Annotated in this window: 17 protein-coding genes; 12 read left to right on the top strand and 5 right to left on the bottom strand. The window is 54.8% G+C overall.

All coding sequences use genetic code 11. From position 1 onward, the window contains the following. Positions 1-48: 48 nt before the first annotated feature. The 5 genes from abgT to uspE all read left to right on the top strand — a co-directional run bounded on the left by abgT (position 49) and on the right by uspE (position 4,426). Positions 49-1,575, top strand: a complete 1,527-nt coding sequence (gene abgT, locus ACOTY9_RS01105; RefSeq protein WP_348565553.1) for a p-aminobenzoyl-glutamate transporter — start codon at positions 49-51, stop codon at positions 1,573-1,575. Positions 1,576-1,585: 10 nt separating this feature from the next. Then, a complete protein-coding gene (gene ogt / locus ACOTY9_RS01100) occupies positions 1,586-2,101 on the top strand; it encodes a methylated-DNA--[protein]-cysteine S-methyltransferase (RefSeq protein WP_014883605.1) in 516 nt (171 codons plus the stop codon). Between the two features lie 183 nt (positions 2,102-2,284). After that, positions 2,285-3,037: a fumarate/nitrate reduction transcriptional regulator Fnr gene (gene fnr / locus ACOTY9_RS01095; protein WP_006174991.1), complete on the top strand. Its 753-nt coding sequence runs from the start codon at positions 2,285-2,287 to the stop codon at positions 3,035-3,037. A gap of 146 nt (positions 3,038-3,183) precedes the next feature. After that, on the top strand, positions 3,184-3,366 hold the full coding sequence (locus ACOTY9_RS01090; RefSeq protein WP_014883604.1) for a hypothetical protein: 183 nt from the start codon (positions 3,184-3,186) through the stop codon (positions 3,364-3,366). Positions 3,367-3,475: 109 nt separating this feature from the next. Further along, the gene (gene uspE, locus ACOTY9_RS01085; protein ID WP_014883603.1) at positions 3,476-4,426 is read left to right on the top strand and encodes a universal stress protein UspE; all 951 of its coding nucleotides are present in this window, start codon (positions 3,476-3,478) and stop codon (positions 4,424-4,426) included. A 40-nt stretch (positions 4,427-4,466) separates the two neighbouring features. Here uspE and ACOTY9_RS01080 read toward each other — a convergent pair whose 3' ends face one another. The 3 genes from ACOTY9_RS01080 to pntA all read right to left on the bottom strand — a co-directional run bounded on the left by ACOTY9_RS01080 (position 4,467) and on the right by pntA (position 8,612). Further along, complete coding sequence (locus tag ACOTY9_RS01080) at positions 4,467-5,576, bottom strand: mechanosensitive ion channel family protein (protein ID WP_045269495.1); 1,110 nt, start codon at positions 5,574-5,576, stop codon at positions 4,467-4,469. Between the two features lie 107 nt (positions 5,577-5,683). Beyond that, a complete protein-coding gene (gene pntB / locus ACOTY9_RS01075; protein ID WP_023330269.1) occupies positions 5,684-7,072 on the bottom strand; it encodes a Re/Si-specific NAD(P)(+) transhydrogenase subunit beta in 1,389 nt (462 codons plus the stop codon). 10 nt (positions 7,073-7,082) lie between these two features. Then, the gene (gene pntA / locus ACOTY9_RS01070) at positions 7,083-8,612 is read right to left on the bottom strand and encodes a Re/Si-specific NAD(P)(+) transhydrogenase subunit alpha (protein ID WP_023330268.1); all 1,530 of its coding nucleotides are present in this window, start codon (positions 8,610-8,612) and stop codon (positions 7,083-7,085) included. Positions 8,613-9,147: 535 nt separating this feature from the next. Between pntA and ydgH the strand changes: the two genes are divergently transcribed. The 3 genes from ydgH to folM all read left to right on the top strand — a co-directional run bounded on the left by ydgH (position 9,148) and on the right by folM (position 12,423). After that, on the top strand, positions 9,148-10,092 hold the full coding sequence (ydgH, locus tag ACOTY9_RS01065) for a DUF1471 family protein YdgH (protein WP_014883599.1): 945 nt from the start codon (positions 9,148-9,150) through the stop codon (positions 10,090-10,092). A 185-nt stretch (positions 10,093-10,277) separates the two neighbouring features. Continuing rightward, complete coding sequence (locus ACOTY9_RS01060) at positions 10,278-11,660, top strand: amino acid permease (protein WP_348565554.1); 1,383 nt, start codon at positions 10,278-10,280, stop codon at positions 11,658-11,660. A gap of 40 nt (positions 11,661-11,700) precedes the next feature. After that, positions 11,701-12,423, top strand: a complete 723-nt coding sequence (folM, locus tag ACOTY9_RS01055) for a dihydromonapterin reductase (protein ID WP_014883597.1) — start codon at positions 11,701-11,703, stop codon at positions 12,421-12,423. On the opposite strand, the gene ACOTY9_RS01050 is transcribed toward folM, so the two are convergent. Continuing rightward, on the bottom strand, positions 12,420-12,755 hold the full coding sequence (locus ACOTY9_RS01050; protein WP_032640070.1) for a GlpM family protein: 336 nt from the start codon (positions 12,753-12,755) through the stop codon (positions 12,420-12,422). The genes folM and ACOTY9_RS01050 overlap by 4 nt on opposite strands. A gap of 128 nt (positions 12,756-12,883) precedes the next feature. On the opposite strand from ACOTY9_RS01050, the gene rstA reads away from it, so the two are divergent. The 4 genes from rstA (at position 12,884) to tus (ending at position 16,475) form a co-directional block, all read left to right on the top strand. After that, complete coding sequence (gene rstA / locus ACOTY9_RS01045; RefSeq protein ID WP_032636775.1) at positions 12,884-13,600, top strand: two-component system response regulator RstA; 717 nt, start codon at positions 12,884-12,886, stop codon at positions 13,598-13,600. A gap of 237 nt (positions 13,601-13,837) precedes the next feature. Further along, entirely contained in the window at positions 13,838-14,098 is a 261-nt protein-coding gene (locus ACOTY9_RS01040) for a hypothetical protein (protein ID WP_014883594.1), read from the top strand. A 75-nt stretch (positions 14,099-14,173) separates the two neighbouring features. After that, positions 14,174-15,472, top strand: coding sequence for a two-component system sensor histidine kinase RstB (gene rstB, locus ACOTY9_RS01035; protein ID WP_014883593.1), 1,299 nt, complete (start codon positions 14,174-14,176; stop codon positions 15,470-15,472). Positions 15,473-15,545: 73 nt separating this feature from the next. Continuing rightward, positions 15,546-16,475, top strand: coding sequence for a DNA replication terminus site-binding protein (tus, locus tag ACOTY9_RS01030; protein ID WP_050862540.1), 930 nt, complete (start codon positions 15,546-15,548; stop codon positions 16,473-16,475). Here tus and fumC read toward each other — a convergent pair whose 3' ends face one another. Beyond that, complete coding sequence (gene fumC, locus ACOTY9_RS01025; RefSeq protein ID WP_045134979.1) at positions 16,476-17,870, bottom strand: class II fumarate hydratase; 1,395 nt, start codon at positions 17,868-17,870, stop codon at positions 16,476-16,478. Between the last annotated feature and the right edge of the window lie 3 nt (positions 17,871-17,873).

Here is a 17,873-nt window from a genome sequence, read left to right as displayed (position 1 = left end):
AAAACACAACACAACAACACAACAACACAACACTCCCGAGGAACGCCCATGAGTATGTCATCCATACCTTCGCATTCCCCATCCAGTAAGCTCTATGGCTGGGTTGAAAGGATCGGCAATAAAGTGCCACACCCTTTCCTGCTGTTTATCTATCTGATTGTCATTTTGATGGTTGCCACCGCCGTGCTCTCCGCCTTTGACGTGAGCGTGCGAAGTCCGGCCGATGGCAGCCTGGTGGCGGTGAAAAACCTGCTCAGCGTTGACGGGCTGCACTGGTTTTTACCTAACGTCATCAAAAACTTCAGCGGCTTCGCCCCGCTGGGCGCCATTCTGGCACTGGTATTAGGGGCCGGGCTGGCAGAGCGCGTGGGTTTGCTGCCTGCATTGATGGTAAAGATGGCATCCCACGTCAGCGCACGTTACGCCAGCTATATGGTGCTGTTTATCGCCTTCTTCAGCCATATCTCCTCCGACGCCGCGCTGGTGATCATGCCGCCAATGGGGGCGTTGATCTTCCTCGCCGTCGGGCGGCACCCGGTGGCGGGCCTGCTGTCGGCAATTGCGGGTGTCGGCTGCGGATTTACCGCCAACCTGCTGATTGTCACCACTGACGTATTGCTCTCGGGCATCAGCACGGAGGCGGCGAAAACCATTGACGCAGCAATGCACGTCAGCGTAATCGACAACTGGTACTTTATGGCCAGCTCAGTGATTGTTCTGACGATTGTCGGCGGGCTGATTACCGACAAGATCATCGAGCCGCGTCTGGGCAAATGGGAAGGCCGTAGCGATGAAACGCTGGAGACGCTGAGCAAAGAGCAGAAATTCGGCCTGCGCGTGGCCGGTATTGTCTCGCTGGTATTCATCGCCATGGTCGCGCTGATGGTGGTGCCGGAAAACGGTATTCTGCGCGATCCAGTTAAACATACCGTCCTGCCCTCGCCGTTTATACAGGGTATTGTGCCGCTGATCATTCTCTTCTTCTTTGTCGTTTCGCTCGCTTATGGTATCGCCACCGGCAAAATTCGCCGTCAGGGCGATCTGCCGCAGCTGATGATCGAACCGATGAAAGAGATGGCGGGTTTTATCGTCATGGTGTTCCCGCTGGCGCAGTTTGTGGCGATGTTTAACTGGAGCAACATGGGCAAGTTTATGGCCGTGGGCCTGACCGACGCGCTGGAAGCTGCCGGGTTAAGCGGCGTACCGGCGTTTGTCGGCCTGGCGCTATTGTCGTCCCTGCTGTGCATGTTCATCGCCAGCGGCTCCGCCATCTGGTCGATTCTGGCCCCGATCTTCGTGCCGATGTTTATGATGCTGGGCTTCCATCCGGCGTTTGCGCAGATCCTGTTCCGCATCGCCGATTCGTCAGTGATCCCGCTTGCACCGGTTTCGCCGTTTGTCCCGCTGTTTTTAGGCTTTCTGCAGCGCTATAAACCCGAGGCAAAACTGGGTACCTACTATTCGCTGGTTTTGCCCTACCCGCTTATCTTTTTAGGGGTATGGCTGGTGATGCTGGTGGCATGGTATCTTGTCGGCCTGCCGATTGGGCCGGGGATCTACCCGAGGCTGAACTAAAGGAATGAGGATGCTGAGATTACTCGAAGATAAAATTGCGACGCCGCTTGGGCCGCTGTGGGTGATCGCGGACGAGCAGTCTTGTCTGCGCGCCGTTGAATGGGAAGAGCACAGCGACCGCATGGAAGAGCTGCTGAACATTCATTATCGGGCGCAAGGTTTTGAACGTATCCGCGCCACCAATCCGGGTGGGCTGAGCGATAAGCTTGCGGCGTACTTCGAGGGCGATCTCAGCATCATCGATACACTCCCCACCGCCACGGCTGGCACCCCTTTCCAGCGTGAAGTGTGGCAGGCGCTGCGGGCCATTCCCTGCGGGCAGGTCATGCATTACGGCCAGCTCGCGGAGCAGCTGGGCCGCGCAGGCGCCGCGCGTGCGGTGGGGGCCGCCAATGGCTCTAATCCCGTTAGCATTGTCGTTCCCTGCCATCGCGTCATCGGACGCAACGGTACCCTGACCGGCTATGCCGGTGGCGTGCAGCGCAAGGAGTGGTTGCTGCGTCACGAAGGATATCTTCTGCTGTAGATCCCAGGCTTTTTGTGCTTAATTTTCTACCGGTTAGGCTAAAAATCCATAATCAAGCTGTGGAATTTCAAGAAGATGGCGACACATTGCCGTCTCTTATCCTTATTGATGGTTTGTCAGGCTTACGTACTTACCAAAAAGATGTTAAAATTGACCAATATCAATTAAGGCTTGAGCAAACCTATGATCCCGGAAAAGCGAATTATACGACGCATTCAGTCTGGCGGTTGTGCTATCCATTGCCAGGATTGCAGCATCAGCCAGCTCTGTATCCCGTTTACCCTGAATGAGCATGAACTCGATCAGCTTGATAATATCATCGAGCGCAAAAAGCCTATTCAGAAAGGGCAGACGCTGTTTAAAGCCGGAGACGAACTGAAATCGCTCTATGCTATCCGCTCTGGCACCATCAAGAGCTATACCATCACCGAACAGGGTGATGAGCAGATCACCGGCTTCCATCTGGCGGGTGACCTGGTGGGCTTTGATGCCATCGGCACAGGCCATCACCCGAGCTTTGCTCAGGCGCTTGAAACCTCTATGGTTTGCGAAATCCCGTTTGAAACGCTGGACGACCTGTCCGGTAAGATGCCTAACCTGCGTCAGCAGATGATGCGTCTGATGAGCGGTGAGATCAAAGGCGATCAGGACATGATTCTGCTGCTTTCTAAAAAGAATGCAGAAGAGCGCCTGGCCGCGTTTATCTACAACCTCTCCCGCCGCTTCGCCGAACGGGGTTTCTCGCCGCGCGAATTCCGTCTGACCATGACCCGTGGTGATATTGGTAACTACCTGGGCCTGACCGTGGAAACCATCAGCCGTCTGCTGGGTCGTTTCCAGAAAAGCGGGATGCTGGCCGTTAAGGGTAAATACATCACTATCGAAAACGGTGAAGCACTGGCCGTGCTTGCCGGTCATGCCCGCAACGTGGCATAACTCTCCGCATGTTGATCACCAGACTGATAAATTCACATGATTTATTAGTCTGGTATAATCACTTCCGCTTTAAGCCGTCTTCACCGTAGCACATCCCCACACAGCGCCTGAAAGGTTGTCGTTGAGGTTATGAATTGAGAGAAAGTTTGTTTTTCGTTTCAGTCGTGATTGCCTCAGTGACCTTTATCTTCATCTGGATCATGCTTGTCGGCCCAATGAAGGGGGAGGAAAAAACCTACGTGCAGGACTCCACGACGTTTGCAATAGCGGTGATGGTGCTGCTGTTTATTGCGTTTATCGCGGTGACAACCACGGTGCTTTTCCTCTGATAAATTTTCATGAATTATTGATCTGACAAAAGCTCTCCTCTGTTTCATTCAGGATATATAGGTTACTCTTTTACTTACAGACTGTGGTGACAGTAGTAAGGAGACCTGTATGGCCAAGTATCAAAACATGCTGGTAGCTATCGATCCTAATCAGGACGATCAGCCGGCATTACGACGTGCTGTGTATCTACATCAACGGATTGGCGGCAAAATCAAAGCGTTTTTGCCGATCTATGACTTCTCGTATGAGATGACCACCCTTCTGTCGCCTGACGAGCGCACCGCTATGCGTCAGGGCGTCATCAGTCAGCGTACCGCGTGGATCCGTGAACAGGCGAAGTATTACCTTGAAGCGGGGGTTCCTATTGATATCAAAGTGGTCTGGCATAACCGACCTTTTGAAGCCATTATCCAGGAAGTCGTTGCCGGTGGACACGACCTGCTGCTGAAGATGGCGCACCAGCACGACAAGCTGGAATCCGTGATCTTCACCCCAACCGACTGGCACTTGCTGCGTAAATGCCCTTGCCCGGTCTGGATGGTGAAAGACCAGCCGTGGCCGGAGGGCGGGAAAGCCGTAGTGGCGGTAAACCTCGCCAGCGAAGAGGATTATCATAATTCACTCAACGAGAAGCTGGTGAAGGAAACCATCCAGCTCGCTGACCAGGTCAATCACACTGAAGTGCATCTGGTGGGCGCCTATCCAGTCACCCCAATCAATATCGCCATTGAGTTGCCTGAATTTGACCCCAGCGTCTATAACGACGCCATTCGCGGCCAGCATTTGCTGGCCATGAAAGCGCTGCGCCAGAAGTTCAGCATTGACGAGAACATGACGCACGTAGAGAAAGGGCTGCCTGAAGAGGTGATCCCGGATTTAGCAGAACATTTGCAGGCCGGGATTGTGGTCCTGGGGACCATTGGCCGGACCGGTATTTCTGCCGCGTTCCTCGGCAATACCGCCGAACAGGTGATCGACCATCTGCGCTGTGACCTGCTGGTCATTAAGCCAGATGAGTTCCAGACGCCGATTGAGCTGGACGATCCGGAAGACGATTAATATAACCCTGTCAGCCCGCCGCTCCGGCGGGCTTTTTTTTTCAGCTCTCCATCACCGGCTTCGGCTGTTCACCCGCCTCATCCTGCATCCACGGCGCGTGCAATACCATGCTCGGCAGTGCCAGCTTAATCTCCTGAGCATTCAGCCCTTCAAGAATACGGATATTGATTTCCTGCTGGATATCCATGTATTTGTTGTAATCCGCAGTATTGACGATATGAACGACTTCAAACGTCAGACGGTCGCGGTCAAATCCGAGGAAATGGGCACGATCGAATTTTGTCTCACCCACATCGGTGATGATTTGCCTGACCATATCCCCCACGTAGCGCAGCTTATCGGGCGGCGTGTCGCTGGCCACGCCAAAGGTAAAGACGATACGACGTGTCTGCATACGTTTGTAGTTGTGGAGCGTTTGCTGGAGCAAAATGGCGTTGCCGCAGACGATCTGCTCCCCGCTCAGACTGCGTATGCGGGTCGTTTTAAGGCCAATGTGCTCTACTGTCCCCGCCACGTCGTTGAACACCACAAAATCACCAATTTCAAACGGCTTATCAAAACCAATGGACAGGGAGGCAAACACGTCGCTCAGGATCGTTTGTACGGCGAGAGCGATGGCAATCCCCCCCACCCCAAGGCTGGCAACCAGAGCAGTGATGTTGACGCCCGCGTTAGCAAGAATAGACAGCAGCATCACTGACCAGACAATGGCACGGAGAATAAGCCCCGTGATCACCAGCGTAACCGGGTTTTTATGACTTCCCGGTGCCAGCATGACGTGACGTAGCCACGACACAACGCCCTGATCCATCCACAGTGCCACCTGAATCGCGAAAACCAGGAACCAGGCATGGCTGACCGTGCCAAAAAGATGATCGGGTAAGTCAACAAAACGCAGGCTGAACAGAAGTGCTACGACAAAAAGCAGGATCCGACTCGTCCTGTTAAGCATATCGCTCAGGATAAAACGCATCCGGTTGGTGGTCGGGTGTTTGTCGCCCCAGGTGGTGATCCCTTTCTTAACGAACGCGATCAGGCGCGTCAGCAGCCAGTACACCAGCAGCGTGACAAAGACAACCGTGGCGACGCCTACCCAAAATGTCGGCGTCATCATCAACGCGATGATGTCGAAGCGGGACAGAAATTGCATTACACCTCCTCGTCTTACACAAAGGGTAAAGTATAGACAGAGGAGAAAAGCTGACCGCAGAAATAAGAAAACCGCCCCGAAGAGCGGTTTGTCAGGGTGAAGCGAAATTACAGTGCTTTCAGAATCGCATCCACGCTGGCTTTGGCGTCGCCAAACAGCATGTGGGTGTTCTCTTTGAAGAACAGCGGGTTCTGCACGCCAGCATAGCCGGTGTTCATGGAGCGTTTGAAGACAATCACGTTCTGCGCCTTCCATACTTCCAGAACCGGCATACCCGCGATTGGGCTGCGCGGATCGTCCTGCGCCGCCGGGTTAACGGTGTCGTTAGCGCCAATGACCAGCACGGTGTCGGTATCGGCGAAATCATCGTTGATCTCGTCCATCTCCAGCACGATGTCGTAAGGCACTTTCGCTTCCGCCAGCAGCACGTTCATGTGGCCTGGCAGACGTCCCGCCACCGGGTGAATACCAAAGCGAACCTTGATCCCACGCGCGCGCAGCTTCTCAGTAATTTCTGCGACCGGATACTGCGCCTGCGCCACCGCCATGCCATAGCCCGGGGTGATAATGACCGAGTGCGAGTTTTTCAGCATCTCTGCGGTATCTTCCGCGCTGATCTCACGGTGCTCACCCACTTCTTCATCAGAACCGGTAGAGGAGCCGTCAGAACCAAATCCCCCGGCGATAACGCTGATAAACGAACGGTTCATCGCCTTACACATGATGTAAGACAGGATCGCACCAGATGAACCCACCAGCGCACCGGTGACGATCAGCAGGTCGTTGCTCAGCATAAAGCCTGCCGCCGCCGCCGCCCAACCGGAGTAGGAGTTCAGCATGGAGACCACTACCGGCATATCCGCACCACCGATAGACGCCACCAGGTGCCAGCCAAATGCCAGCGCGATGAGGGTCATCACCAGTAATGCCAGCACCTGCAGGCCCACGCTTTCGGTACGCACGAAGATAACCATCAGTACAAACGATACCACCAGCGCCGCCAGGTTCAGCTTGTGACGGTTTGGCAGCATCAGCGGTTTAGACGAAATCTTACCGCGCAGTTTGCCGAACGCCACAATTGAGCCGGTGAAGGTCACCGCACCAATAAAGATGCCGAGGAACACTTCGGTCAGGTGAATGTTGACCAGAATCGGTTCCAGACCCGGTTCGTGATACAGGTAGCTGTTGAAGCCCACCAGCACGGCCGCCAGACCCACAAAGCTGTGCAGAATAGCAACCAGCTCCGGCATCTCGGTCATTTCAACGCGTTTCGCCAGGCGAATACCGATCGCGCCGCCGATAATCATCGCCACCAGGATCCACGCCACGTTGCCGGTGTCCGGCCCGAAGATGGTGGCGATCAGCGCAATCGCCATCCCGGCGATACCAAAGTTATTCCCCTGCTGAGACGTTTCGTGTTTGGAAAGCCCCGCCAGACTGAAAATAAACAGGATTGCAGCAACAATGTATGCGGCTGTGACTAATCCTCCAGACATATGCTACCCCTTAGCCTTTACGAAACATTTTCAGCATGCGCTGAGTCACGGTGAAACCACCGAAAATATTGATACTGGCGATCAGCACCGCAATAAAGCTCAGGAAGCTGATCCAGCCGCCGTGACCAATCTGCAGTAACGCCCCGACCACGATAATCCCGGAGATGGCGTTGGTTACCGACATCAGCGGCGTGTGCAACGCGTGGGAGACGTTCCACACCACGTAGTAACCGACCACGCAGGAGAGCGCGAAGACGGTAAAGTGGCCGAGGAACTCTTTCGGCGCGACGTCAGCCAGCCAGCCGAACAGGATAATGACCAGCGCCATGATGGCGTATTTACGCCATGGAGACGCCGGTTTAGCGGGTTCTTTTGGCTCTGGTGCCGCTTTCGGCGCGGCCTGAGGCTGAGCAGAAACCTGAATCGGCGGTGCCGGCCAGGTGATTTCACCATCACGGACAACGGTAACACCGCGCACCACGACATCGTCGAAATCAACGGTGACGTTTCCGTCTTTCTCTTTGCACAGCAGCTTCAGCAGGTTAACCAGGTTGGTGCCGTACAGCTGAGACGACTGCGTTGGCAGGCGGCCTGGCAGATCGGTATAGCCGATCACCTTCACGCCGTTGGCGGTGGTCGTCACCTGATTAGCAACGGTGTACTCACAGTTACCGCCGTTTTGCGCCGCCAGGTCGACAATCACGCTGCCCGGCTTCATGGAATCCACCATCTCACGGGTGATAAGCTTCGGCGCAGGTTTACCCGGAATCAGCGCGGTGGTCACAATAATGTCGACATCTTTCGCCTGAGCGGCGAAGAGTTCCATTTCGGCTTTGATAAAGGCTTCGGACATGACTTTCGCGTAACCGTCACCGCTGCCCGCTTCTTCCTTGAAGTCCAGCTCAAGGAATTCGGCACCCATACTCTGGACCTGTTCCTTCACCTCCGGACGGGTATCAAATGCGCGCACGATAGCGCCGAGGCTGTTTGCCGCACCGATTGCGGCAAGCCCTGCGACACCCGCACCAATCACCATGACTTTTGCCGGAGGGACTTTCCCCGCCGCGGTGATCTGACCGGTAAAGAAGCGTCCAAATTCGTGAGCCGCTTCCACAATCGCGCGATAACCCGCAATGTTAGCCATGGAGCTTAAGGCATCCAGCGACTGCGCGCGCGAAATGCGCGGCACGGAGTCCATCGCCATCACGGTCACGCCACGTGCAGCCAGCTTCTCCATAAGCGCTGGATTTTGCGCAGGCCAGATGAAGCTCACCAGCGTGGTGCCCGGATTCAGCAGCGCAATCTCACTCTCTTCCGGTGCGTTAACCTTCAGAATAACCGGCGACTGCCAGACTTCAGCACCGTCCACCACTTCCGCACCCGCCTGGATAAAGGCCTCGTCATCGAAACTCGCCAGTTTGCCTGCGCCGCTTTCAACCGCGACGGTAAAACCCAGCTTAAGCAGTTGCTCCACCGTTTTCGGTGTTGCCGCTACGCGGGTTTCATTGGCTAACCGTTCTTTTGGTACCCCAATACGCATAGTTTTCCCTTCCATCGGTTTTTGATGATGGTTTGTCGATAAATGCCCGCGGTTTGTATCAATTTTCGCCATTCTCATAGCGATGAGAGATGATTAACCCCGGAAAATAAAACAGTAACAAACTGTCTATAACCTACTGAAAATAGCGCCCGTGATCTACCGCCAGAAAACACTATTTCTTACTTTATCTGTGAAAAATAAGCGATCGGCGTCACTGACAGTGATATTTACCTTAAATTCATCGCCAGAACCGATAAATAGCGCAAGCGAAGCGGTAAAAACATGATATAGCGCCATAAGAGAACAAGTTATTAACATTAAATTAACTTGTAAAAGTCATATGCTTTATCAGTTTTACTTGTCAAACGCCTGTTTTTTCAACATATCACTAAATGTTATCGAATTCGTTAATTCAGTGAGCACAGGCAGTGAAAAATGGCGCAGACAGCGACGGGTTTTAAATGCCATAATCGGGGCCGTCTCAAATTAACAACAATACCAGTACATGGTTTGCGCAAGGCGAAGGATTATTTTTATGAAGCTTAAGAACACACTCCTGGCGTCCGCACTTCTCTGTGCGACCGCCCTGTCTGCGAATGCCGCAACAGAGTTAACGCCAGAGCAAGCGGCAGCGTTAAAACCTTTTGACCATACGGTCATTGTGGGTCGTTATAATTCTATTGGCGATGCCGTCGCCGCCGCATCAAAAGCCGCTGATAAAAACGGGGCGGCCTCGTTTTACGTTGTTGACCAGTCTGATTATGGCAACAGCGGCAACCAGCGCGTAACCATTGCGCTGTATAAAGACAATGCGCCAAAAGCAGACGCACCGAAAAACCGTGTGATTAACGGTATCGTTGAGCTGCCAAAAGATCAGGCAATTGAGCTGGAACCGTACGACACCGTTACCGTTCAGGGCTTCTATCGCAGCCAGCCTGAAGTGAACGATGCCATCACCAAAGCCGCGAAAGAGAAAGGGGCCTACTCGTTCTATATCGTGCGCCAGGTGGATGCTAACCAGGGCGGCAACCAGCGTATTACCGCATTCATCTATAAAGAAGATGCGAAGAAACGCGTTCTGCAGAGCCCGGATGCCATCCCTGCTGACTCCGAAGCGGGTCGCGCGGCGATAGCGAAAGGCGGCGAAGAAGCGAAGAAAGTTGAAATTCCAGGCGTAGCGACGACTGCGGCGCCAAGCGCAGAAGTGGGCCGTTTCTTTGAAACGCAATCCACGAAAGGTGGCCGCTATTCCGTGACGCTGCCAGACGGCACCAAAATTGAAGAGCTGAACAAAGCCACTGCTGCACAGATGGTGCCGTTCGACAGCATCAAGTTTACCGGCAACTACGGCAACATGACGGAAGTCTCTTACCAGGTCGCGAAGCGTGCGGCGAAGAAAGGGGCGAAGTATTACCATATCACCCGCCAGTGGCAGGAACGTGGTAACAACGTGACCATCAGCGCCGATCTGTACAAGTAACAAAATCATTGACCAAAGGCGGCGCAATGCCGCCTTTTTTTGTTACTTTTTTCGAATTTCTGCCACACATCATTGCATGCTTTCGTGACACTCCGTAAAATCCCGCGCCTTAGTGTAATCCACCATTTTTATGCGCCGCAGCGAAATAATTATTCTGGATTGGGACTTTTCATAACAGGAAGCCAATGGAAAAGAAACTTGGCCTGAGTGCTCTGACTGCACTCGTTTTAAGCTCAATGCTGGGTGCGGGCGTATTCAGTTTACCGCAGAACATGGCTGCCGTCGCAAGCCCCGCCGCGTTACTCATCGGCTGGGGGATTACCGGCGTCGGGATATTGCTGCTGGCGTTTGCCATGCTGCTGCTCACCCGCATTCGCCCCGATCTGGACGGCGGTATTTTCACCTATGCGCGTGAAGGATTTGGCGAGCTGATCGGCTTCTGCTCCGCCTGGGGCTACTGGCTGTGCGCGGTGATCGCCAATGTCTCCTATCTGGTGATCGTTTTCTCAGCGCTCAGCTTCTTTACCGATACGCCTGAACTGCGTCTGTTTGGTGACGGCAATACCTGGCAGTCAATTGTCGGTGCCTCGGTGCTGCTCTGGGTCGTTCACTGGCTGATTTTGCGCGGCGTCCAGACCGCCGCCAGCATCAACCTGGTGGCAACGCTGGCGAAACTGGTGCCGCTCGGCCTGTTTATCGTACTGGCCTTTATTGCGTTTCGTCTTGATGTGTTTACGCTTGATTTCAGCGGCATTGCGCTGGGCGTTCCGGTCTGGGAGCAGGTGAAAAACACGATGCTGATCACCCTGTGGGTATTCATCGGCGTTGAGGGGGCAGTCGTGGTCTCTGCCCGCGCGCGCAACAAACGTGATGTGGGCCGTGCCACGCTGCTGGCCGTCCTGGCGGCGCTGGGCGTGTATCTGCTGGTCACGCTGCTGTCGCTGGGCGTGGTGGCGCGTCCTGAACTGGCCGAAATGCGTAACCCGTCAATGGCCGGGCTGATGGTGAAAATGCTTGGCCCGTGGGGTGACGTCGTGATTGCCGCGGGATTGATCGTCTCCGTCTGCGGCGCGTACCTGAGCTGGACCATCATGGCGGCTGAAGTGCCGTTCCTGGCCGCGACGCACAAAGCGTTTCCACGCCTGTTTGCCCGTCAAAACCAAAATAATGCCCCTTCAGCGTCTCTCTGGCTGACCAATATTAGCGTTCAGGTCTGTCTGGTGCTGATCTGGCTCACAGGTTCAGACTATAACACCCTGCTGACCATCGCCTCAGAGATGATTCTGGTACCCTATTTCTTAGTGGGCGCGTATTTGTTAAAAATCGCCACGCGTCCGGCGCATTATATCGTGGGTATCGGGGCCTGTATTTACGGTCTGTGGTTGTTGTATGCTTCCGGGCCTATGCATCTGCTGCTGTCGGTAGTGCTGTATGCGCCGGGTCTGCTGGTGTTTATCTACGCCCGCCGCACGCATCAGCTGGATAACGCGCTGAGACGGCGTGAGATGGCCTTAATCGGACTGTTACTGGTTGCTGCCGTTCCGGCAACCTGGATGTTAATGGGATAGCCCTCGTCTTTCCCATTGTTGAACTGTAAAGGAGAATACGATGGGAAATACACCGCTTCGCCCAATACTGATCACGGGTGGAGGCCGCCGTATCGGCCTCGCCCTCGCCCATCATTTTCTCAACCTTCGCCATCCGGTCATTGTCAGTTACCGTACGGAATACCCGTCAATTGAGGGTTTGCGCAAAGCCGGAGCCGTCTGTATTCAGGCCGATTTTTCCACTGATGAGGGCATTCTGGCCTTTGCTGAGAAGGTGAAAGCCACCACCACGGGGTTGCGCGCCGTGATCCATAACGCCAGCGCCTGGCGGGCCGAGAAACCCGGCACGTCACTCAGCGAAACGCTCTCCGCGATGCTGCAGATCCACGTCAATGCCCCTTATCTGCTTAACCACGCCCTGCAGGATCTGCTGCGTGGCCATGGTCATGCTGCGGGGGACATTATTCACTTCACCGACTATGTAGTGGAACGCGGCAGCGACAAGCACATCGCCTATGCGGCCAGTAAAGCCGCGCTGGATAACATGACGCGTTCGTTCGCCCGCAAGCTCGCGCCTGAGGTGAAGGTGAATGCCATCGCTCCGGCGATGATTTTATTTAATGAAAACGATGATGCGGAGTATCGCCAGCAGGCGCTCAATAAGTCGCTCATGAAAATAGCCCCAGGCGAGAAAGAGGTGATCGACCTTGTGGATTACCTGCTCACCAGTTGCTATGTCACCGGCAGAACCTTTGCCGTGGACGGCGGCCGCCCGTTACGCTAGTGAAAGCGGCTCCAGAAGAAAATTAACACCCAGGCGCTGAGCCCCCAGCAAACCACTGCCCCGCCCAGCGCCAGGGGAAGCCGTAGAAAACCGGTGAAATACCATAACGAAAGCAGGTAGAGAAAATAGGGGATGATAGACCACATACCAAACACAATGGTGGTGCGTAGCGCCTCGGTTCCCCGTTCAGACGCCACAATATAATGGGCAATAAGCGCAAAGGTCGGGAACAGCGGGATCAGCCCGGCAATATAGTAGTTTTTGGTTTTTGCCAGAATGCCTATCAGTAACACCACCAGCGCTCCCAGCGCCGCTTTGATCATCAGCCCCATACTTTTTCCTATAACAATCAAATAACAATATGAGCCAGAATAACGGAAGCGGCGTTAATTTTGAAAGATTAATGGAAGGTTAAGGTTCCGCGGTGTATGTTGGCTTTTTTCACGAAAACAGACGTTGTATGAATAAGATTGTTTATGTTGAAGACGAACCCGAAGTCGGGCAGTTGATCGCCGCCTATCTGGGCAAACATGATATGGACGTCATTGTTGAGCCTCGCGGCGATCGGGCCGAAGAGGTGGTCGTCCGTGAAAACCCGGACCTGGTGCTGCTGGATATCATGTTGCCTGGCAAAGACGGCATGACCCTCTGCCGCGACCTGCGCGCCCGCTGGGAAGGTCCTATCGTGTTGCTCACCTCTCTGGACAGCGATATGAACCATATCCTGTCGCTGGAGATGGGTGCCAACGATTACATTCTGAAAACCACACCGCCTGCCGTTCTGCTTGCCCGTCTGCGCCTGCATTTGCGCCAGCACGCGAGTGTCGAACGCGAATCGCCCGCCCCCTCTCTGACGCCGCACAAAGCGATGCGTTTTGGTACGCTGTCTATCGATCCGATCAACCGCCAGGTGCTGCTTTCCGGCGAGCTTATCGCCCTCTCCACCGCCGACTTTGACCTGCTGTGGGAACTGGCAACGCATGCCGGGCAAATCATGGACCGTGACGCGCTGCTGAAAAACCTGCGTGGCGTGAGCTATGACGGCATGGACCGCAGCGTCGACGTTGCGATTTCGCGCCTGCGCAAAAAGTTGCAGGATAATGCCACCGAGCCCTACCGCATTAAAACCGTGCGTAACAAAGGTTATCTGTTTGCCCCGCACGCCTGGGAAACCTGATTACGCTCACCGGCTAACCAAACATGCTCGAAATGAAGGCATTACATCGCGATGCCTTCTCTTTCTCGCGTTTAATTACCCGTTTGCGCAACAAATACTTGCTAAGCACGCTATCTAATCCATAATTAAAGTTCAATTGTCTCTTCTTCAGGCCGCACCGGCCCCGCTACCTGCTTACACCTGTTCCGCACATTCCCTCCCATGAAATCTTGAAGTGAGGATTTAAGCCTATGAAATATGTATAGCTACCATGAAGTAGAAGCCATCAAAACCAATCTTGAATGGATTGTTAATCAGCTAACCTTTAAGCAATCCTCCCCCTCAGGTACCGACCTAAAAGCGCTCTTTGACCTGCTGGAACTGATTCAGTCTTACGAAATGCTCCTGGACTTAATCAGGGACTTCGGAACGGACGTGATTGATACGCACATTGCGGAAGGCCTGGCCGTCACGGAAAAACTCATCGCCAAGGTCAAAAGAAGTGCGCACGCAATGTAAGAGGCGTCACAGACATGAAAACAGGTGAGGTTTTTCATGTATATTCTGCCTATCGCGTTTTTCCGGTGAGATGGAATGAAAAAGCTGTTTGTGCAGTTTTATCTTTTACTGTTTGTCTGCTTCCTGGTCATGACCATGCTGGTCGGGCTGGTCTATAAATTTACCGCCGAACGTGCGGGCAGGCAGTCGCTGGACGATTTGATGAAAAGCTCGCTGTATCTGATGCGGAGCGAACTCAGAGAGATCCCGCCGCACGACTGGGCGAACACCCTCAAAGAACTCGATCTGAACCTGTCATTTGATTTACGCATCGAGCCATTAAAAGATTTCGAGTTAGATCCGCCCGCAATGCAGCGCCTGCGCGATGGCGATATCGTGGCGCTGGATGAGAAATACACCTTTATCCAGCGTATTCCGCGCAGCCATTATGTGCTGGCTGTAGGGCCGGTTCCTTATCTCTATTATCTTCACCAGATGCGCCTGCTGGACATGGCGTTGATGGCCTTTATCGCCATTTCGCTCGCGTTTCCGGTCTTTATCTGGATGCGTCCCCACTGGCAGGACATGCTGAAACTGGAATCCGCCGCACAGCGTTTTGGCGAGGGGCATTTCACCGAGCGCATTCACTTCGACAGCGGTTCCAGCTTTGAACGGCTGGGCGTGGCCTTTAACCAGATGGCCGATAATATTAATGCCCTGATCGCCAGTAAAAAACAGCTAATCGACGGTATTGCCCACGAGCTGCGCACGCCACTGGTTCGCCTGCGTTATCGTCTGGAGATGAGCGAGAATCTGACAGAAGCGGAGTCACTCGCGCTAAACCGCGATATTGGTCAGCTTGAAGCGCTGATTGAAGAGCTGCTCACCTACGCGCGCCTCGACCGCCCACAAAACGAGCTGAACCTCAGTGCGCCAGATCTGCCCGCCTGGCTGCAAACCCATATTGATGATGTCCAAAGCGTGAACCCGCAACGCACGCTGTTGACGCGCGTCACGCCCGGCGATTACGGCGCGCTCGATATGCGGCTGATGGAGCGCGTGCTTGATAACCTGCTGAACAACGCCATGCGCTACAGCGAAAGTACGCTTCAGATTGGACTGGATTTGCAGGGTAACCAGGCAAGCCTGACAGTTGAAGACGATGGACCGGGAATTGCCCCGGAAGCACGAGAAACCGTATTTGAACCGTTTGTCCGCCTCGATCCTAGCCGCGATCGCGCCACCGGCGGGTGCGGACTGGGGCTGGCCATTGTTTACTCTATTGCGCAGGCCATGGGCGGCACGGTGCATTGTGAGGAGAGCGAACTCGGCGGCGCACGCTTCTGCTTTAACTGGCCGGTGTACCATAACATCGCCCTTCCCGTCCCTGTCTGACCTTAACCGCACGCTGGCCTGACCCGGCGTGCTGTGCTATATGATAAGTATGTTGTAACTAATGAGAGTGTTTATGGCAACCTACGATCTCATCGAACGGCTGAACAGCACGTTCCGCGAAATAGAACACGAATTGCTGACGCTGACCGCGCGTTTACAAACCTGCCGCCTGCTGGCCGCGCGCGTCTTTACCCTGCCCGATATCGCCAAAGGCGCGGAGCACGATCCGCTCGACGCCATTGAGGTGAAGCAGCATATCGGCAGCGCCGCGCTTGAGCTGGCCCTGAAGCACTACCGCCACCTTTTTATTCAGCAGCAGTCGGAACAGCGCAGCAGCAAGGCGGCCGTGCGCCTGCCGGGCGTGATCTGCCTGCAAACCGATGCCACCACGCGCGAGGCGCTGGAAAACCAGATTGCGCATATCAACGCCCTGAAAGCAACGTTTGAGAAGATTGTGACCGAAGAGTCCGGACTCGCTCCGGCCGCCCGGTTTGAGTGGGTGCACCGCCAGCTTCCGGGATTAATTACCCTTAATGCCTACCGCACGCTGACCGTACTGCGTCACCCTGCCACGCTACGCTTCGGCTGGGCGAATAAGCACATCATTAAAAACTTCACCCGGGATGAGGTGCTGGCGCAGCTGGAAAAAAGTCTTAAGGCACCGCGTACCGTTGCACCGTGGTCGCGTGAACAGTGGATTGAGCGTCTGGAGCAGGAGTATCACAGCATCGCCTCGTTACCGGCGGATACGCGCCTCAAAATTAAGCGTCCGGTAAAGGTGCAGCCTATCGCTCGCGTCTGGTATTCCGGTCAGCAAAAACAGGTACAATATGCCTGCCCGACGCCGCTGATTGCGCTTTATGATGCCGATCAGGGCGCCATCGTGCCGGATATTGGTGAGCTGCTGAATTACGACGCTGAAAATGTTCAGCACCGTTATCGGCCTCAGGCGCAGCCGCTACAGCTGATTATTCCGCGGCTGCACCTGTATGTGGCGGGATGATTATTTCAGACTGCCGACCATCGCTTCCGGGCGAACCCAGGCGTCAAATTCCGCCTCCGTTAGATAACCCAGCGCCAGAGCGGCAGCTTTCAGCGTTAGCCCCTCTTTGTGCGCCTTTTTGGCGATCTCGGCGGCCTTGTCGTAGCCGATATGGGTATTGAGTGCGGTGACCAGCATCAGAGACTCATTCAGCAGCTGGCTGATGCGCTCGCGGTTTGGCTCTATGCCCACCGCACAATGCTCGTTAAAGCTCTCCATCCCGTCGGCCAGCAGACGAACAGATTGCAGCACGTTGTGAATCACCATCGGACGATAGACGTTCAGTTCGAAGTTGCCGGACGCGCCGCCCAGGTTAACGGCCACGTCGTTGCCCATCACCTGACAGCAGAGCATGGTCATGGCTTCGCACTGGGTCGGGTTGACTTTACCCGGCATGATAGAGCTGCCCGGCTCGTTTTCAGGAATGCTGATTTCACCGATACCGCAGCGCGGCCCTGAGGCCAGCCAGCGGACGTCGTTGGCAATTTTCATCAGCGAAGCCGCCAGACCTTTCAGCGCGCCGTGGGTGTGAACCAGCGCATCGCAGGTCGCCAGCGCTTCGAATTTATTGGGCGCCGTGACGAATGGCTGTCCGGTAATGGCCGCAAGCTCCTTCGCCACGCGCACCGCGTACTCAGGATGCGTATTTAACCCGGTACCGACCGCCGTGCCACCGAGCGCCAGCTCCGCCAGATGGGGCAAACTGTTCTCGATATGCTTCAGGTTATGTTCCAGCATCGCCACCCAGCCGGAAATCTCCTGACCGAGAGTCAGTGGCGTAGCGTCCTGCAGGTGAGTACGGCCAATTTTAACGATGTCGCGGAAGGCCTGCGCTTTCTCGTTGAGCGTGGTTTTGAGCACGTTGAGCTGCGGAATAAGCTGCTCGCGGATCGCGATCACCGCCGCTACGTGCATCGCCGTCGGGAAGACGTCGTTGGAACTCTGGCTTTTGTTAACGTCATCGTTCGGGTGGATCTTACGCTCCATGCCGCGCACGCCGCCCAGCAGTTCACTTGCCCGGTTCGCCAGCACTTCGTTCATGTTCATGTTGCTTTGGGTACCGGAACCGGTTTGCCAGATGGCGAGGGGAAATTCGTCGGGATGTTTACCGGCCAGCACTTCGTCGGCGGCATTAATGATCGCGGTGGCTTTATCTGCGCCCAGCAGGCCTAAATCCTGGTTTACTTTTGCCGCTGCACGTTTGGTGAGTGCCAGCGCCTGAATCAGCGAGACGGGCATTTTTTCGGTCGAAATACGGAAGTGCTCCAGCGAACGCTGGGTTTGCGCGCCCCATAGCTTGTCAGCCGGAACCTCGATTGCGCCCATAGAGTCTTTCTCATGGCGTACCGTTGTCATTAC

The organism is Enterobacter cloacae complex sp. SHL012 (assembly GCF_049237505.1).
GTDB classification, from domain to species: Bacteria; Pseudomonadota; Gammaproteobacteria; order Enterobacterales; family Enterobacteriaceae; genus Enterobacter; species Enterobacter kobei.
The sequence above is the reverse complement of the archived record's forward strand: the minus strand, read 5'-3'. Positions and strand labels throughout refer to the sequence as shown.

Coding starts and splice junctions, on each gene's coding strand:
- abgT (WP_348565553.1), top strand. CDS start 49: ATGAGTATGTCATCCATACCTTCGCATTCCCCATCCAGTAAGCTCTAT.
- ogt (WP_014883605.1), top strand. CDS start 1,586: ATGCTGAGATTACTCGAAGATAAAATTGCGACGCCGCTTGGGCCGCTG.
- fnr (WP_006174991.1), top strand. CDS start 2,285: ATGATCCCGGAAAAGCGAATTATACGACGCATTCAGTCTGGCGGTTGT.
- uspE (WP_014883603.1), top strand. CDS start 3,476: ATGGCCAAGTATCAAAACATGCTGGTAGCTATCGATCCTAATCAGGAC.
- ACOTY9_RS01080 (WP_045269495.1), bottom strand. CDS start 5,576: ATGCAATTTCTGTCCCGCTTCGACATCATCGCGTTGATGATGACGCCG.
- pntB (WP_023330269.1), bottom strand. CDS start 7,072: ATGTCTGGAGGATTAGTCACAGCCGCATACATTGTTGCTGCAATCCTG.
- pntA (WP_023330268.1), bottom strand. CDS start 8,612: ATGCGTATTGGGGTACCAAAAGAACGGTTAGCCAATGAAACCCGCGTA.
- ydgH (WP_014883599.1), top strand. CDS start 9,148: ATGAAGCTTAAGAACACACTCCTGGCGTCCGCACTTCTCTGTGCGACC.
- ACOTY9_RS01060 (WP_348565554.1), top strand. CDS start 10,278: ATGGAAAAGAAACTTGGCCTGAGTGCTCTGACTGCACTCGTTTTAAGC.
- folM (WP_014883597.1), top strand. CDS start 11,701: ATGGGAAATACACCGCTTCGCCCAATACTGATCACGGGTGGAGGCCGC.
- ACOTY9_RS01050 (WP_032640070.1), bottom strand. CDS start 12,755: ATGGGGCTGATGATCAAAGCGGCGCTGGGAGCGCTGGTGGTGTTACTG.
- rstA (WP_032636775.1), top strand. CDS start 12,884: ATGAATAAGATTGTTTATGTTGAAGACGAACCCGAAGTCGGGCAGTTG.
- ACOTY9_RS01040 (WP_014883594.1), top strand. CDS start 13,838: ATGTATAGCTACCATGAAGTAGAAGCCATCAAAACCAATCTTGAATGG.
- rstB (WP_014883593.1), top strand. CDS start 14,174: ATGAAAAAGCTGTTTGTGCAGTTTTATCTTTTACTGTTTGTCTGCTTC.
- tus (WP_050862540.1), top strand. CDS start 15,546: ATGGCAACCTACGATCTCATCGAACGGCTGAACAGCACGTTCCGCGAA.
- fumC (WP_045134979.1), bottom strand. CDS start 17,870: ATGACAACGGTACGCCATGAGAAAGACTCTATGGGCGCAATCGAGGTT.